Source organism: Agromyces cerinus subsp. cerinus (assembly GCF_900142065.1).
Taxonomy (GTDB): Bacteria; Actinomycetota; Actinomycetes; order Actinomycetales; family Microbacteriaceae; genus Agromyces; species Agromyces cerinus.
In genome coordinates this window covers 87,080-102,805 of record NZ_FSRJ01000006.1, presented here as the reverse complement: position 1 = coordinate 102,805, position 15,726 = coordinate 87,080, and the positions used below count along the sequence as shown (strand labels likewise).

Sequence of the window (15,726 nt, the reverse complement as noted above, 5' to 3'; positions counted from 1 at the left end):
CACTGTTTCACAGCGCGTCTAGGGGTTGTGGGGCAGGCAGAGCCTGCCCCACGGCCGAGGCTCCGCAACCAGAGAGATCGAAGGTACTGACATGACGCTCACAGACCCGGTGAATTCCGCTCAGAACGACCCCGCGCACACGGGCGGCAAGCTGAAGCTGGTCAGCCACGTCAACGCGATCAACTGGAACAAGATCCAGGACGAGAAGGACCTCGAGGTCTGGAACCGTCTGGTCAACAACTTCTGGCTGCCCGAGAAGGTGCCGCTGTCGAACGACATCCAGTCGTGGAACACGCTGACGCCCGAAGAGCAGACGCTGACGATGCGCGTGTTCACCGGGCTCACGCTGCTCGACACGATCCAGGGCACGGTCGGCGCGGTCTCGCTCATCCCCGACGCGATCACGCCGCACGAAGAGGCCGTCTACACGAACATCGCGTTCATGGAGTCGGTGCACGCGAAGAGCTATTCGTCGATCTTCTCGACGCTGTGCTCGACGAAGGACATCGACGACGCCTTCCGCTGGTCGGTCGAGAACGAGAACCTTCAGAAGAAGGCCGCGATCGTCATGGAGTACTACCAGGGCGACTCCCCGCTGAAGCGCAAGGTCGCCTCGACGCTGCTCGAGTCGTTCCTCTTCTACTCGGGCTTCTACCTGCCGATGTACTGGTCGTCGCGGGCGAAGCTCACCAACACCGCTGACATGATCCGCCTCATCATCCGCGACGAGGCCGTGCACGGGTACTACATCGGCTACAAGTTCCAGAAGGGTCTCGAGGGGCTCTCGCAGGCCGAGCGCGACGACCTGAAGGACTACACGTTCTCGCTGCTCTACGAGCTCTACGACAACGAGGTGCAGTACACGCAGGACCTCTACGACGGTGTCGGCCTGACCGAAGACGTCAAGAAGTTCCTGCACTACAACGCCAACAAGGCCCTCATGAACCTCGGTTACGAGCCGATGTTCCCGAAGACCGTCACCGACGTGAACCCGGCGATCCTCTCGGCGCTCTCGCCCAACGCCGACGAGAACCACGACTTCTTCTCGGGTTCGGGCTCGTCGTACGTCATCGGCAAGGCCGTGGTCACCGAGGACGAGGACTGGGACTTCTAGATCTCTGCAAGACGTCGCGAGCGGTGAGGCGACGTCGCCGGTCGTGATGGCATGCCTACACGGTGTCACCCCGGCCGGCCGAACTGAGTGAGGTGCGAGTGCCGGAGCGTACGGGTTCGAACAAGCAGCCGACGATCCGCGAAGTCGCTCTGCGAGCTGGTGTGAGCCCGATGACGGTCTCGCGCACCCTGTCCGGGGGCGAGTCCGTGCGGCCGGATGTGCAGGAGAAGGTGCTTCGGGCCGTGCGTGAGCTCGGCTACCACCGGAACGAGAACGCTCGAAGCCTCCGCCCGGGGCACCGCAGCGGACTCATCGGGGTGGCGATCACGAACCTCGGCAACCCGTACTACGGGAACTTCGCGCTCGGCGTCGAGGAAGTGGCGGCCCAGCACGGCCGACGCATCATCATCGGCAGCACCGGGGAGGACCCGCTGCGCGAGCGGCAACTGGTGTCGGACTTCATCGGACGCCAGGTCGAAGGCCTGGTGCTCGTGCCGTCCGGCGAGAGCGTCGACCATCTGAGCGCCGACCGTCTGGGCGGCGTTCCACTCGTGCTGGCGTCTCGAAGCCTCGAGGGACTCGACGTCGACTCCGTGCTCCTCGACGATGTCGGGGGCGCCGCGGACGGCACCCGGGTGCTGCTGGACGCGGGCCATACCCGCATCGCGTTCCTGGGCAACGCCCGATCGGTGTTCACGGGCGAGCGACGGTTCGAGGGGTATGTTCGAGCGCTCGCCGAGCGCGGACTCTCGCCCCGAGACGAACTCGTCGAACGCGGTCAGCAGGATGTCGCCTCGGCGGAGGTCGCGACACGTCGACTGCTCGATCTGGAGCATCCGCCGACGGCGATCTTCAGTGCGAACAACCGGAACACCATCGGTGCCTTGCGCGAGATGGGGCGCCGGCTCCGGGCCGGCGAGTCCGTGGACGCGATGCCGGCCCTGGCCGGCTTCGACGCGTTCGAGCTCGCCGAACTGATGCCGGTGCCGGTGACGATCATCGACCATGACCCTCAGGAGCTCGGTCGGCAGGCGGCCCGTCTGCTCCTTGCTCGGCTCGACGTCGATCGCGCGGCGGGGCACGGCAAGACCATCGAGATGCCGGTGCGAATCGTGGCGGCGAACTAGGCATCGCTCGCTGCTGTTCGTCGGCGGCAAGCGTCCGCGTCGTCTGGTAACGTTACCAAACGACAGCGAACGGAAGGCCGGTCATCATGCGAACAGTCGCGATCGACTTGGGCGGCACGACACTCAAGCTGGGCGTCGTCGAGGACCGGGCGCTCGTCTCACACCTGGAGGTTCCGCTCACGTCGGAGTTCCACCTCGATCAGGTCGAGGCCGTGGTGCGCGACCAGCTCGATGGTGCGAGCGTGGATTCGGTCGGAATCGCCGTGCCCGGCATCGTCGATGCCGGAGGCACCCACCTCGTCGCGGCACACGGCAAGTACTCCGCGCTTCACCGGGTGAACCTGTCCGAATGGTCGCAGACCGTCTTCGGCAGCCCGGCCGTGGTGGAGAACGATGCGCGTGCCGCGCTCATGGGCGAAGTCGCCGACGGGGTCGCCGCAGGCGCGAGCGACGTCGTGCTCCTGGCGCTCGGTACCGGCGTCGGCACCGCCGCGATGATCGACGGCCGGCTCGTGAGGGGGCGGCACGGCCACGCCGGCGTCCTGAATGGTCACGTCACGGTCGCGATCGATGGCCACCGGTGCCCGTGCGGCAACATCGGCTGCGCCGAGACGCTCGCCAGCACCTGGGCGCTCCGGCAGGCCGTCTCCGCCGGTGAGCTCGAGCCCGGCCCGGCTCTCGCCGACCGGCTCGTCAGGCACGGCGCGATCGGCGTCAGGGACATCGTCGAAACCCGACACGAACCCGCTTCGGCCTCGCTGCTCGAGCGCTTCTACGGAGTTTGGGCGGCGGTCCTCGTGACCCAATGCCATTCGTTCGACCCCGACGTCGTCGTCGTGACCGGCGGTGTGATGCGATCGGCAGACCTGATCCTCCCCGAACTCAGACGCCGGGTGCACGACCGTCTCTGGTCGTCGTCATTCCGGCCGCCGCTCGTCACCCCCGAAGACCCTGCGACTTCAGTGCTCAGGGGAGTCGCCGCACTCGCTTCTCGCAACAACGAAGGACACGTATGACCACCGATCGACTCCCCGCAACTCCCGCCGCGACGGCGGGCTACGTCAAGCTGCCCACCATCCCGCTGCCCGACGGCACCGAGGTGCTGTCGGGTGGTGAGGCCTGGCTCGAGGCACTTCGCATCGCGGAAGAACGCGCCGCGGCGGCGCCGCTGATCGCCGTGGACGTGTACCCCGGCGCTGACGTCGCGGCGATCGCGGCCGGCATCGCGGCGGCGCTGCCTCACGCGGAGGTCATCGACGTCGAAGCGGCCGCGGCCGCAGCGCCGGAGGTCATCGACGCGCTGATCGGGCGGAATCTCACCGACGATCGTGTCTTCGGGGTCATGAGCCACTTCACGGTGGACGAGTTCTACGACGCCGACAAGCTCGGGGAGCTTCGCGCACGAGTCGCCGATCGTCGATCCGCGGTCGTGCTCGTCGGCTGGGGCGCCGACCTTGCGGCCTGCCGGGGAGCCGACGCGCTCGTGCTGGTCGACATGGCGCGCTGGGAGATCCAGCAGCGGCTGCGCGGCGGTGCCGCGAACTGGCGCGCGACCAACCACGACGAGGATGCGCTTCGGAAGTACAAGCGCGGGTTCTTCGTCGAGTGGCGCACCGCTGATCGGCACAAGCGCACCCTGTTCGACCGTATCGACCTGCTCGTCGACGGCAACGCCGCCGGCGCGGATGCCGGCGCCGTGAGCGGCGACGCGTTCCGAGCGGCGCTCCTCGGCGCGACCAGCCGGCCGTTCCGGGTCGTGCCCTTCTTCGACCCCGGAGTCTGGGGTGGTCAGTGGATGAAGGACAAGCTCGACCTCGACCCGGCGGCGGACAACTTCGCCTGGTGCTTCGACTGCGTGCCGGAGGAGAACTCGCTGTTGCTGGAAGCCGGCGGGAAAGTCGTCGAGATCCCCGCCATCGACCTGGTGCTCAGCCGGCCTCGTGAGCTGCTCGGCGAGCGCACCTTCTCGCGCTTCGGCGCGGAGTTCCCGATCCGCTTCGACTTCCTCGACACCATGGGCGGCGGCAACCTGTCGCTGCAGGTGCACCCCCTGACCGACTACATCCGCGACACGTTCGGCATGTCGTACACGCAGGACGAGAGCTACTACATGCTCGACGCCGCCGACGACGCCGTGGTCTACCTCGGCGTCAAGCCGGACGTCGACCCCGGGGAGATGTTCACGGCACTGCGGGCAGCGACCGATGGGAAGCATCCGTTCGACGCGGAGCGGTACGTGAACACGTACCCTGCCAAGAAGCACGACCACTTCGCCATCCCCGCGGGGACGATCCACTGCTCTGGGGCGAACTCGATGGTGCTCGAGATCTCGGCGACCCCGTTCATCTTCACCTTCAAGCTCTGGGACTGGGACCGGGTCGGTCTGGACGGTGTCCCGCGGCCGGTCCACCTCGATCACGGTGAGCGGAACGTGCAGTGGGAGCGCGACGACCAGTGGGTCGAACAGAACCTCGTCGGCCAGGTGCAGGAGATCCGCCGTGAGCCCGGCCTCGTGGAGGAGCGCACCGGGCTGCACGAGCTCGAGTTCATCGAGGTGCGCCGCCATTGGTTCGAGCAGGAGGCCGCGCATGACACCGAGGGCACGGTCAATGTGCTGAACCTCGTGGAGGGCGACGAGGTGGAGATCGTGAGCCCGTCGGGTGCGTTCGCTCCGTACCGCGTGCACTACGCCGAAACCGTCATCGTGCCGGCCGCCGTCGGGAAATACCTCATCCGGCGCACGCCGAACTCGCGAAGCGAACGTTTCGCGACCGTCAAGGCGTACGTCAGGGGGACGCTGGACAGCGACGTCTGAAGCGGCGCCCGGACGGTGTTCAGAGCTGGTCGCCGAGCTCCTTCGGCGGGTTGAACATGAACTCGAAGCGGATGCCGTTGTCGTCTTCGACGAACGACGCGTAGTAGTGGTCGCTGAACCGCGTGTACACCTTCGGATCGCGCACGGCGATCGCGTGCAGGCGGTCGACCTCCTCGCGTGACCCGGCGGGGGAGGCGAGGTGCTGCCATCCGACCTTGCCGTGCCGGTGGGTCTCGCTGCTCGCAGCGCGGGTCCCATGCACTGCGGGGTGCCGACACGGGATACTGAAGCATGTCCTCCTCCGTCGAACGCCAATCCAATCCAACTGCCTGGGCCGCGTTCTGGTTCGCGCTGGCGGGCCTCGTGCTCATGCCCATCCCGCTGTTCATCGGGCTGATCCTCGGCGGCGTCCTCTCGATCATCGCCGCGATCCTCGCCGTGATCGCCCTCCTCAAGGGGCTCGCGCGCAGCGGCAAGGGCATCGCGCCCGTCGTGTTCGCCGCGATCTTCATCGCGCTCACATGGGGCGGCATCTCGGTCGGGGGCGGCACCGTCTGGTAGGTCGACCGGCTTCGCTTGAGCCGACGGCGACGACGAGACGCGTGCAGCCGAGCGCTACCGGTACTGGATCGATCTGGGTGACGGAACGAGGCAGATGTCGTTCGCCGCGAAGCTCGGCGGCGTCGGGAGGCTAGCGGCTGTGCTCGGTTGCGGCACTCGCGATTCGCTCGAGGGTGCTGGGGTCGTCGAATGCTCGGCTGATCACGCTGGCAGTGGTGTCTGCAGCGGCGAGGTCGTCGATGATGAGGAAGCACTGGTCGAACTCGGCTTCGTACACGATGTTGTCGGGTTCGCCGTCGAGACCTGCGTGTTCTCGGGCGGCGATGACGAAGCTGCGCATCGCGTGACCGTCGGTGGGGTATCCGAGCGCACCGAGCGTTGTGTAGGCGGTCTCGCTGAAGGCCAGGAAGACCTGTCCGCTCTCGCCGCGGGCATCGTGCAGAACACAGGGCGGGTAGCTCGTGCTGTCGTTTGCTGACTCATCGAATACGGCCATGTCGGGTTGCCTTCCGTGGAGCTGGGTTGACGTTCGCTGCGGTCGCCGCCGACGGGTCAGTCTGCGACGGCGTCTTTCGGCGGGTTGAACATGAACTCGAAGCGGATGCCGTTGTCGTCTTCGACGAACGACGCGTAGTAGCGGTCGCTGAACCGCGTGAACACCTTCGGGTCGCGCACGGAGGTCCAGCCCGCGCGGACGGCGATCGCGTGCAGGCGGTCGACCTCTTCGCGGGAGTCGACGGGGAAGGCGAGGTGCTGCCATCCGACCTTGCCGTGCCGGTGCGGCCCGCTTCCCGATTCGCGAGTGGGGAAGAGGATGAGCTCGTCCTCGCCCTTGTACCAGGAGACTCCGTTGTCGGCATCCTGCCGCGTGCAACCGAGCGCCACCATCACCGGATCGAATTGTTCGATGGAGCGGGGCAGATCTTCAACGGAGATTCCGAGATGGTCGAACAGGCGCATCCGGCCATCCTATGAGGGAGCATTTCAGGGTGACAACGTCCGCTGCAGCATTCATCGACCGCACCCTCCGCGCCGAGGGATCGGACGAGCGCGCGAGCGCGGATGCCGCGCGAATCGCCGGCGGGCTGCGGTTCTACGGAGCTTCAGTCGGTGCGGTGCGGGGCACGGTGAGAGACGCGCGCCGGCGGCATCCGGAACTGACGCATGACGACGTGACCGCACTCGCTTCGGAGCTGTGGGCCGAGCCGGTGTACGAGCGCCGGCTCGCCGCAGTCGTGCTGCTGCAGGGACAGGTGTCGACGCTGCTCGTGAGCGACTTCACCCGCCTCGAGCAGTTGCTTCGATCGGCGGGGGTGGGAGAGCTCGTCGACCCGCTCGTCGCCGACGTCGTGCGTCCGCTGCTCGAGCGGTTGGAGGGCGCTGACGCCGCGCGGGCTCGGCGCATCGTCGAGCGGTGGGCGAGCGAAGGCCTGCTGCCGCAATCGTGAATGCGAATGTCCCGCGTCACGACCCGCCCCGGTGCCATGATGTGAGCAAGTTTCACCACATGATCGGGGGATATGCGTGAACAGAGATCGCGCGAGGATGTCGGGGCTGCTCGCTACTGCCATGGTGTCGGTGTTCGTCGTGGTGGCGCTCGCCGGATGCACGGAGGGCGCCGACAGCGTCGACCGGGCCAAGGCGCAGGTCACCGCGAAGGAGAAGGCCGTGGCGAGCGCCCAGGCCGAGTTCGACGCCGCATCCGAGGAGTTCTGCGGCGCGAGCAGCGACTACATCAGTGCACTCGATCGGTACGGCGACGTGTTGAACGACACCGCGCCCACGGTCGGTGACGTTCAGGTCGCGGGCGCCGATCTCGCGGATCCCCGCGACGACGCGTTCGACGGCGCCGAAGCCGCGGTCGACGCGCAGCAGGCCCTCGCGGTCGCCCAACAGGAACTCGTCGAGGCGCAGACCGCCCTTGCCGCGGCGGAGGCAGGGCCGACCGGCACGCCATCCGTCGTTCCGCCCGCCCCGACCAGCACGCCGCTGGCGCCGACCGCCTCGGTCGACCGGGTGAAGCAGGCCGAAGCCGAATTCGAGGACGCGCAAGGTGGCATCACCGAGCAGACGCCGCTGGCGGATGCATCCGAGCAGTTCAACAGTGCGGTCGTCGCGCTCGAGATGGCGTGGCTCACGCTCTTCGCCGATGCCGGTTGCCTCACGGACGACCAGCAGGTGCAGGCCGTGACGGCGGTCGGTGCGTACACGTTCGCGCTGCAACAGGACCTCGCCACGGCCGGGTACTACACGGGCACCGTCGACGGGGTGTCGGGGCCGCTGACCGTGCAGGCGATCGAAGACCTGCAGGAGGCGAACGGACTTCCGGTCACCGGCACGGTCGACAAGGCGACGGCCGCGGCGCTCCAGGCTGAACTCGTGGCGCTCGGTGGTGCCGCCGCCCAGGAGTCGCTCGCGTCGACGGCAGCCGTGCAGCAGACGCTGAAGCTCGTCGGGTTCTGGGACGGACCGGTCGACGGGGTGTGGTCGGACGAGCTCACCGCAGCGCTGCAGGCGTTCCAGACCGAACTCGGCGTCGAGCCGACGGGTGCGGTCGATGCCGCGACGATCGCCGCCTTCGAGCGGGCGATCGCCGAGCTCACCGCGCCGGATGCCGAGCCGAGTCCGTCGGCGACGCCGACGAGCCCGCCGGCCGGCTGAGACGCGCCATCGGGCGGCTGCCGACGCATCGCGTTCGTCATGCGGCCGCCCGATCGACGTCACACGTGCGCCGGCGTGCGAGACTGCCTCGGTGACGGACATCGAGATGGCGAGCATCGACGGGGGCACCGTCGGCCTCCACGACGCGCGCCGCAAGGTGCGCTGGAGCGTCGACCTCGAGCCGTTCGAGATCGGGGTGTACCCGGTGACGCAGGAGCAGCTCGCCGAGCTGCTCGGCGAGACGGCGCGGCATCCGCGACGCCCGGCGACCGACGTGAGCTGGCTGCGGGCGATCCGCTTCTGCAACGCGGCATCCGAATGGGAGGGGCTCGAACCCGCGTATACGTACGACGGTGAAGACGTCACCTGGCACGTCGACTCCGACGGGTTCCGCCTGCCGACCGAGGCCGAGTGGGAGTTCGCCTGCCGTGCCGGGTCGACGCGCCCGCACTACGGTCCGCTCGACGAGGTCGCCTGGACGAGCGCCGACGGCGTGACCGCGCCGCAGGACGTCGGCGGGAAGCATCCGAACCTCAACGGGCTCTTCGACACGCTCGGCAACGTGTGGGAGTGGTGCTGGGACCTGCTCGATCCGGCTCGCTACGACGCGTACCGCGTGTTCCGCGGCGGCGGATTCGCCGACGACGCGTGGAGCGTGCGGGCGTCCGTGCGCCGGGGCGGCGCCCCGCGCATGCACCACGAAGACGTCGGGTTCCGGGTCGCGCGCGGCGGCTTCGAGACGACGGATGCCGCGCAGGGCTGGTCTGCGTCGGCGGACCTGGAACGGGCGGCGATCGACGGGCCGCTGCCGTCGGGGTGGACGCCCCGCGGCTGACGTCGAGTTCGGGAGCCGACGAATTTCGCCGCGTGCTCGCCAGAAGGCCCCCTTGCGTGGGAATCTGTGTGCATGGGCGAAGAGGCTGCGCATTCTCGTCGTACCGTTGCGGAGGCGGCAGCACGCCCCGTGAGGTTCGTCCTCGACGCCTACAACACCGAGCACGCCGTCTACGGGTTGGTGCTCGTCACGGCACTCATCACCGTCGGGTGGAAGTTCGACACCGATCTCGAAGTGCTGCTCTTCATCGTCGGTACGGTCGGCGTGTTCTGGCTGACGCACCTCTACGCCGGCGTCGTGGCGAGCCGGCGCACCGCAGAGGGACGTGCGGTTCCGATCGGCCGGGCTGTTGCTCGCACCGCCTCGCGATCGGTCGGGATGCTGCTGGCCATGCTGCTGCCGGCACTGGCGCTTGCGCTCGCGACGCTGGGGTGGGTCGACGAGTATGTCGCGTACTACATCGCGCTCTGGATCGGGATCGTCAGTCTCGCCGTCATCGGCTGGGTCAATTCCGAGCGCAATCGCGGCGCCTGGTATCTCCGGCTGCTCAGCGCGGTGATCACGATGGTTCTGGGACTCGCGGTCGTCTGGTTGAGCTCGCTCGTGCACTGAGGGAGGGCGATGCGACGTCGGTGCGCGCCACTACGCTCGCCACATGGGAATCCTCTTCGACTACTTCACCGCCCCCGATGATGCCGGAGCGGCCTCGGTTCTCGAGCACGGGCCGCTCGGGCCGGGCGCCGAACCGGTCTTTCCGACGGTGAGCACGAAGGGCATCGACCCGACGGTGGGGCTCGGCACCGCGGCCGCCCTGTTGACGGGCCGCACCTTCGACGAGATCCTCGCGGACACGGCGAAGTCGGGCCCGATCGCCGACGACGGTGACGGCAGCATCTTCGTGGTCGAGGTCGACGCGGTCGTCTCCGATGCCATCGCCGATGCCGACGAAACGCGACTGCGCGAGGTCGCCGTGCCGTGGGCGCAGTCCGAGGAGTTCGACGGCAGAGCCGACCCCGCCGACCTCGCAGAGTTCCTCATCGCGATCAGGTCGATCGCGCTGACGGCGCGCTCCGACCAGGCCGGGCTCTACTGCTGGATCTGCATCTAGCCGTATCCCTCATTGCCTGGCGAGCTTGCCGGTCGCACGCCGTCTGGCTGGCCGGTTTACGTCTGGGCGAGAGCGGAGGCCGCCATGACGATGAAGAGTGCGCCGGAGATGGCGCCGGCGACGCCTCCGAGTGCCATATAGAGCCCGCCTCGCACATGAAACCAGGTCACATCCAACGGAGGGATGTTGTCTGCGAGCCATTCGGCGATCGGGCGTCGTGCCAGGATCACGGCGGGCGCAATGCAGACCTGGATGATCCCTGCGATGAGCAACACGGTCAGCGTCACGAGGGTCAACCGACCAGCCCGTAGGCGCTGGCGGTCGCGAAGAGGTTCATCGCCGAGTGCACGAAGATCGACGGCGCCGTGCGTCGGGTCGCCATCGCCAGGGCGCCGTAGACGATGCCCGAGAACAGGGTGCCCGCGGCCAGGGCGACGCCGTTGACGCCGCCGAGCACCTGCGGGAGGTGGAGTGAGGCGAAGATCACCGAGGTGACGAGCACGGCGGCGTTCGTCGCCCGGAAGCTGCGATCCTGGTCCGGCGCATATCCGTCGAACCAGCGCTTGAGCGACGGCTGCAGCATCCCGCGGAAGACGACCTAGTCGCGGATGAGGCTGCCGGTGCCCCACCTTCGCGAGACGAAGACGATCCAGCCGACCACGAGCACCGGCATGGCGATGCTCACTGCCAGCCAGACCGGGTACGTCATCAACTCGATCGGAATGATCGACGGCCCCATGATGCAGGCCACGAAGATGCCGACGCCGACGAGGGCATGAAGAAGACCCCACCGATGAGCCGATGGGATCACGAGGGCGAGAGCCGGGGCGGGCGGCGCTGATGTGTCTACGTCGATGACCGTACCCGAACCCCGGCGCATGGCGCACCTCTCCGGCACCACGTCGATCGCGACGGCGGCGGCCTTCGCGACATCCGCTGCGGTGCCGTCGTGCTGCTGTGCTGCTGCCCACGCGTCGGCGGAGCGGGGCCGATCGAATCGAACCGCAATAGTTGGGTGTGGGTTCGGGCCGATGAACAGGCTTGGTGTCGAAGGAGGCAATCGTGATCGCAGTGCTGAACCGAGTGGTCGATTTCATCGAGGAGCACCTCACCGAGGAGATCGACGTCGCCGGCTTGACCACCGGCCTCGGCACCACTGAATATCACGTCCGCCGGATGTTCTCGTCACTGGCGGGCATGCCGTTGTCGGAGTACATCCGGAGACGGCGTATGACCGTGGCCGCGGCCGACGTGCTCGGAGACCGCGACCTGTTGGGAACAGCGGTGCGCTTCGGATACGGCTCCACCGAGGCATTCAGTCGCGCCTTTCGGGCTGTGCACGGTATCAGCCCAGGCGAGGCACGGCGAGACGGTGGCCCCCTTCACACGCAACCACAGCTCAGGTTTCGCCTGACCATAGAAGGGAACTCCACGATGGAGACTCGCATCGCAGATCGACCGGCTTTCCGACTTGTCGGCCATGCCGCTCGTGTGCCGCTCATTCACCACGGCCCGAACCCGCACATCCAAGCTCATATCGCCTCGCTTCCCGACGCGGAGCACCCGCGCCTGAAGGCGCTGAGCAACACCGAACCCGCGGGACTGCTGCAGGTCAGCGCCGACGTCGACCCCGATGCCACCGAGGGCAGCGAATTGACCTACCTGCACGGCGTCGCCGTCAGCGAAGCCACACCGGTGCCCGATGATCTCGACGCGATCGAGGTGCCGGCCGGCACCTGGGCGGTGTTCCGCACGACTGGACCCTACCCGGCTGCTCTCCAATCCACGTGGGCGGCGACAGCTTCGGAGTGGTTCCCGTCCAACCCCTGGCAGCTGAGGCCCGGCCCGTCGGTCGTGGCCATCCACGACCGAGCCGCAGACTTCAGCACGGCGACCACCGAGCTGTGGCTGCCGGTGGAACGCGCCTGACGAGTGCGGGAACGGACTGGTGAGCATGACCCGGCCATGTTCACCAGTCCGTCGGCCGCGTCGCGCCGTCAGCCCATCTCGGGCGGCGGCAGCTCGCCGGTGTACATGCCGTAGGTGCGGTCGGCGGCGGCCTTCGCGGCATCCGCTGCGGTGCCGTCGTGCTGCTGCGCCGCCGCCCACGCGTCGGCGGAACGTCGCATGAACGACTTGCCCTCGTCGGTCATCACCCATGCCGCCGCCTCTTCAGGGGCGATACCTTCGGCGCCGCCGGCGAAGTGCAGCGCGAGGCCGAGCAGGCCCTGGTCCCAGCCGATGCCGGTCGCGGATGGCCCGAACTGCTCCCAGAAGCCCTCGGGGATGCTCGCCTCGCTGGCGATGTTCTCGAGTTCCAGACGAGTGGACGAGGCATCAACCGCGATGAGTCGGACGTTCACGATCGCGGGCTCGCCCATGCCCATGCCCCAGGTGACGGTGTAGCCGGCCACGCCGTCGTTCGGCGGATCGCAGCGCCGGATCTTGCCGCCTGCGTTGCCTTCGAACTGGTAGCTGCCGCCGAGCCGCAGGTCGCCGCTGATCGGCAGGAACCAGCGCGGGATGCGCTCGGCGGAGGTCACGGCGTTCCACACGTCGTCGATGGGGGAGAGGTAGGTCTGGGCGAGCGTCTGCACATGGGCGAGCGCGCCGTCGACCTGCTTCGTCTCGATGCTGCGCGCGACGGCGTCGATCTGGGCGTTCACGTCAACCATTTCGGTGCTCCTTCGGTCACGGTCGCGGCGGGTCGACGGGTGCCGTCGGGCCGCCGTTCGGGGATGGATCATTCTGCTCGCGCTCGGCGTCGGTCGCCTTCCGCTGCGCCAGCCGACCCCGCGCCAACTCGGTGCCGAGGGCGTCGAGCTTCGGCTGCCAGAAGCTTCGGAAGGTGTCGAACCAGGCGTCGGCCTGGGCCAGCGGTGCGGGGTCGACGGCGTAGAGCCGTCGCGCTCCGTCGGGCCGCACGGTGACGAAGCCCGACTCGCGCAGCACCCGCAGGTGCTGCGAGACCGCGGGCTGGGAGATGCCGAACTCAGCCTGGATGACCCGGCCGACGTCGCCGGCCGGCGCCTCTCCATCGGCGATCAGCTCGAGGATGCGTCGCCGCACCGGATCTCCGAGAACATCGAGCGCGTGCATGCGACCATGATTGCACCGTGACTTATATAAGTCACGCATTATTAATATGGCGGACCGCGGCGTGCCGCCAGCCGAGCACGACCAGACAGAAGGGGCCGGATGCCTCGTTGCATCCGGCCTCTCCAGAGCGATCGGCAGTTCGGTGGATCCGATCAGATCGCGGCGATCACCGAGAACTCGACGAAGTAGTCGGGGGTGGCGAGCTTCGCCTCGACCGTGGCACGCGCGGGAGGGTTGGCGCCGTCGACCCAGGTGTCCCACACCGAGTTCATCTCGGCGAAGGTCGCGATGTCGGCGAGGTAGATGGTGACACTGAGCAGTTTCGACTTGTCGCTGCCCACGCCGGCGAGCAGCTCGTCGATGCGCTGCAGGGCAGCGGCGCTCTGCGCTTCGACGGAGGCGCCCTCGGCGACCTGGCCGGCGAGGTAGACCGTATCGCCGTGCACGACCGCCTGGCTCATGCGGGGACCGGGTTCGATGCGCTGAATGCTCACAGCATCTCCTTGTGTTCGAGGGGTGGACGAACAGGCTATCGAGTCATGCCGTGCCGGCCGGCAGGAGAGGACGGCGGCCGGTCTCAGCCGTCGCTCGCGCGCATCCCCGCCGAGCCCAGCACTCGTTCGACGGTGAGTTCGAGCACGACCCGCTGCGGGTTCGGTCGCGGCTGCCGGTAGCGTGCGGCGTAGAGCGAGACCGCGAGGGCGACCGCTTCGGGATCGTGGTGAACGCGGGCCGGCCCTTCGAAGCTGATCCAGCGCCCGCCGTCGACCGTGTTGACGCTGGCGCGACCGCTGCGCTCGGCGTTGACGAACTTCTGCGAGCCGCTGCCGCCGATGATGCGCACGACTCCGTCGAGGTACGTGATGCCGACCGGCACCGAGTGGATGCGTCCGTGACGATCGAGGGTCGAGAGCGTGGCGAGGTGGTACTCCGAGAGGAACTCCCGGGCGGTGTCGGTCAGCACTTCGCGCCTTTCGTGCAGAGCTGTGGCGGCGCGCCGAGATCAGGCCCGCTCATCGAGTCTACGAAACAGCGGATGCCGCGATGCATCCGCCCTTCGTCACGCCGGAACGTCGCCCGGTGGAGCTGCGAGCTCCGCGCTAACGTTCTCGTATGGCCACCGTCGTGTTCTGTCCGGTGACGTTCAATCTCGCTGAGACGACGCGCATGATCCAGGTGGCCCAGGCCCTCGACTCGTCGCACCGCGTGGTTTTCATGGGATACGAGACCGACTTCGTCGATCTGATCCGTGACGCCGGGTTCGACTATCGCGCGTGCGAACCGGCCTGGACCCGTGCGGAACGCGACCAGGCGATCGCGTTCGACCAAGGGCGCTCGTTCCGCAGCCCGTTCACGTCGGCGATGGTCGGCGCGCGAGTCGAGGTCGAACGCCGGATGATCCGCGAGTTCGGTGCGGCCGCCGTCGTCACTGGATCGAACCTCACCTCGTTCATCTCGGCCCGCGCCGAGGGTGTGCCGCTGTTCTACCCGGTGCCGTTCCCCCTGACGCGTCCGCAGGTCGCGCAGGCGAAGCACCTCGGACTCGTCGGCGGCCGCGGATGGATCGCACGCGCAGCAGACCGCGTCGCGACCTCGGTCTTCCGGTGGATCTACAACTCCGCCCCGCTCGCGCCGCGCGCATTCACGAGCGTCGCGAAGGCGAACGGCGTGCCTCCGCTGCGCACGGTCTCCGCCCTGCTCCTCGCCGATCGCAACCTCATCACCGAGATGCCCTGGGAGATGGACGGGTTCGAGCTCCCCGACGGTTTCGAGCTCGTCGGGCCGATCTTCGCCCGGCTCGAGTCGCCGATGCCCGCGGTCGTCGCCGAGCTCGCCGCCGCACCCGAGCCGCTCGTCTACCTCGGCCTCGGTTCCTCTGCCGACCGGCGGCTGGCGCTCGATGCCGCGCGGTCCCTCGGAACACTGCCGATCAACGTCGTCGCCCCGATCCGGCACTACCTCGAACCCGGTGACGAGGTGCCGGCGAACGTGCACGTCACCGACCTCCTGCCGGCGCACCGCCTGGGCGGGCTGGTCGACGCCGCGGTGCTGCACGGCGGCCAGGGCACCGTGCAGACCGCCTGCGCCACGGGCGTGCCGTTCGTCGGCATGGGCCTCCAACCCGAGCAGACGTGGCACGTGCGCAGTTGCGAACGGCGGGGCAACGCGATCGCCGTCTCCCCGAAGCACGTTCGCCGGCCCGAGTTCCTCGACGCGGTGCGTCGGGTGCTCGACGACCCGGAGATCCGGGCCGCGGCCGACGACGTGCGCGAGGCGTATCGCGGCGCCGACGGGGCGGCCGCCTCGGCCCGCCTGATCGAGCGCGCCGTCGCCCTGAAGGGGTGAGCACGGCGCCCGACTCGAACGGGCGATGGGGAGTGCTGCCCATTCTCCCGGCCCCACCCC

General features: G+C 68.3%; 20 protein-coding genes and 1 pseudogene. 12 read left to right on the top strand and 9 right to left on the bottom strand.

Translation table 11 applies throughout. The annotated features are described in order from the left end of the window. Positions 1–91: 91 nt before the first annotated feature. From nrdF to BUR99_RS19155, 4 genes are all read left to right on the top strand, one after another. Positions 92–1,114, top strand: a complete 1,023-nt coding sequence (nrdF, locus tag BUR99_RS19170; RefSeq protein ID WP_074262001.1) for a class 1b ribonucleoside-diphosphate reductase subunit beta — start codon at positions 92–94, stop codon at positions 1,112–1,114. Between the two features lie 62 nt (positions 1,115–1,176). After that, entirely contained in the window at positions 1,177–2,241 is a 1,065-nt protein-coding gene (locus BUR99_RS19165) for a LacI family DNA-binding transcriptional regulator (RefSeq protein WP_327077918.1), read from the top strand. A gap of 86 nt (positions 2,242–2,327) precedes the next feature. Continuing rightward, positions 2,328–3,257 (top strand): ROK family protein, encoded by a 930-nt coding sequence (locus tag BUR99_RS19160; protein WP_074261999.1) that lies wholly within the window; start codon positions 2,328–2,330, stop codon positions 3,255–3,257. Then, positions 3,254–5,056, top strand: coding sequence for a class I mannose-6-phosphate isomerase (locus BUR99_RS19155; RefSeq protein WP_074261998.1), 1,803 nt, complete (start codon positions 3,254–3,256; stop codon positions 5,054–5,056). Before BUR99_RS19160 ends, BUR99_RS19155 begins: the two co-directional genes overlap by 4 nt. 19 nt (positions 5,057–5,075) lie before the next feature. Here BUR99_RS19155 and BUR99_RS19150 read toward each other — a convergent pair whose 3' ends face one another. Continuing rightward, entirely contained in the window at positions 5,076–5,318 is a 243-nt protein-coding gene (locus BUR99_RS19150) for a VOC family protein (RefSeq protein WP_074261997.1), read from the bottom strand. 29 nt (positions 5,319–5,347) lie between these two features. Between BUR99_RS19150 and BUR99_RS19145 the strand changes: the two genes are divergently transcribed. Further along, positions 5,348–5,617: a hypothetical protein gene (locus BUR99_RS19145; protein ID WP_074261996.1), complete on the top strand. Its 270-nt coding sequence runs from the start codon at positions 5,348–5,350 to the stop codon at positions 5,615–5,617. 130 nt (positions 5,618–5,747) lie between these two features. On the opposite strand, the gene BUR99_RS19140 is transcribed toward BUR99_RS19145, so the two are convergent. Continuing rightward, complete coding sequence (locus tag BUR99_RS19140; RefSeq protein ID WP_074261995.1) at positions 5,748–6,113, bottom strand: hypothetical protein; 366 nt, start codon at positions 6,111–6,113, stop codon at positions 5,748–5,750. 56 nt (positions 6,114–6,169) lie between these two features. Beyond that, positions 6,170–6,577 (bottom strand): VOC family protein, encoded by a 408-nt coding sequence (locus BUR99_RS19135; RefSeq protein WP_074261994.1) that lies wholly within the window; start codon positions 6,575–6,577, stop codon positions 6,170–6,172. 29 nt (positions 6,578–6,606) lie between these two features. On the opposite strand from BUR99_RS19135, the gene BUR99_RS19130 reads away from it, so the two are divergent. From BUR99_RS19130 to BUR99_RS19110, 5 genes are all read left to right on the top strand, one after another. Further along, complete coding sequence (locus tag BUR99_RS19130) at positions 6,607–7,065, top strand: DNA alkylation repair protein (protein WP_234980928.1); 459 nt, start codon at positions 6,607–6,609, stop codon at positions 7,063–7,065. Positions 7,066–7,141: 76 nt separating this feature from the next. Next, positions 7,142–8,278 carry a peptidoglycan-binding domain-containing protein gene (locus BUR99_RS19125; RefSeq protein ID WP_234980927.1) on the top strand — a complete coding sequence of 379 codons (1,137 nt, stop codon included), beginning with the start codon at positions 7,142–7,144 and terminating at the stop codon, positions 8,276–8,278. A gap of 91 nt (positions 8,279–8,369) precedes the next feature. Next, entirely contained in the window at positions 8,370–9,113 is a 744-nt protein-coding gene (locus tag BUR99_RS19120) for a formylglycine-generating enzyme family protein (RefSeq protein ID WP_200802780.1), read from the top strand. Positions 9,114–9,242: 129 nt separating this feature from the next. Beyond that, the gene (locus BUR99_RS19115; RefSeq protein WP_074261991.1) at positions 9,243–9,725 is read left to right on the top strand and encodes a hypothetical protein; all 483 of its coding nucleotides are present in this window, start codon (positions 9,243–9,245) and stop codon (positions 9,723–9,725) included. A 43-nt stretch (positions 9,726–9,768) separates the two neighbouring features. Continuing rightward, on the top strand, positions 9,769–10,221 hold the full coding sequence (locus tag BUR99_RS19110; RefSeq protein WP_074261990.1) for a hypothetical protein: 453 nt from the start codon (positions 9,769–9,771) through the stop codon (positions 10,219–10,221). A 56-nt stretch (positions 10,222–10,277) separates the two neighbouring features. Here the strand turns inward: BUR99_RS19110 and BUR99_RS19105 are convergent, their stop codons facing one another. Together BUR99_RS19105 and BUR99_RS19100 are read right to left on the bottom strand one after the other, a co-directional pair. Further along, complete coding sequence (locus tag BUR99_RS19105) at positions 10,278–10,508, bottom strand: hypothetical protein (RefSeq protein WP_074261989.1); 231 nt, start codon at positions 10,506–10,508, stop codon at positions 10,278–10,280. A 5-nt stretch (positions 10,509–10,513) separates the two neighbouring features. Continuing rightward, positions 10,514–10,807, bottom strand: a pseudogene (locus BUR99_RS19100) (CPBP family intramembrane glutamic endopeptidase); the annotation flags it as partial. Positions 10,808–11,283: 476 nt separating this feature from the next. Between BUR99_RS19100 and BUR99_RS19090 the strand changes: the two are divergent. Further along, positions 11,284–12,150: an AraC family transcriptional regulator gene (locus tag BUR99_RS19090; protein ID WP_074262054.1), complete on the top strand. Its 867-nt coding sequence runs from the start codon at positions 11,284–11,286 to the stop codon at positions 12,148–12,150. A gap of 68 nt (positions 12,151–12,218) precedes the next feature. Here the strand turns inward: BUR99_RS19090 and BUR99_RS19085 are convergent, their stop codons facing one another. From BUR99_RS19085 to BUR99_RS19070, 4 genes are all read right to left on the bottom strand, one after another. Then, positions 12,219–12,896: an SRPBCC domain-containing protein gene (locus BUR99_RS19085; RefSeq protein WP_074261986.1), complete on the bottom strand. Its 678-nt coding sequence runs from the start codon at positions 12,894–12,896 to the stop codon at positions 12,219–12,221. Between the two features lie 16 nt (positions 12,897–12,912). After that, positions 12,913–13,320, bottom strand: a complete 408-nt coding sequence (locus BUR99_RS19080) for an ArsR/SmtB family transcription factor (RefSeq protein WP_074261985.1) — start codon at positions 13,318–13,320, stop codon at positions 12,913–12,915. A gap of 152 nt (positions 13,321–13,472) precedes the next feature. After that, the gene (locus tag BUR99_RS19075) at positions 13,473–13,814 is read right to left on the bottom strand and encodes a RidA family protein (protein ID WP_074261984.1); all 342 of its coding nucleotides are present in this window, start codon (positions 13,812–13,814) and stop codon (positions 13,473–13,475) included. Positions 13,815–13,897: 83 nt separating this feature from the next. Then, positions 13,898–14,284, bottom strand: coding sequence for a PPOX class F420-dependent oxidoreductase (locus tag BUR99_RS19070; protein ID WP_084184169.1), 387 nt, complete (start codon positions 14,282–14,284; stop codon positions 13,898–13,900). A gap of 149 nt (positions 14,285–14,433) precedes the next feature. Here BUR99_RS19070 and BUR99_RS19065 point away from each other — a divergent pair, with 149 nt between their 5' ends. Then, positions 14,434–15,666 (top strand): glycosyltransferase, encoded by a 1,233-nt coding sequence (locus tag BUR99_RS19065; protein ID WP_074261982.1) that lies wholly within the window; start codon positions 14,434–14,436, stop codon positions 15,664–15,666. The last annotated feature ends 60 nt before the right edge of the window (positions 15,667–15,726 follow it).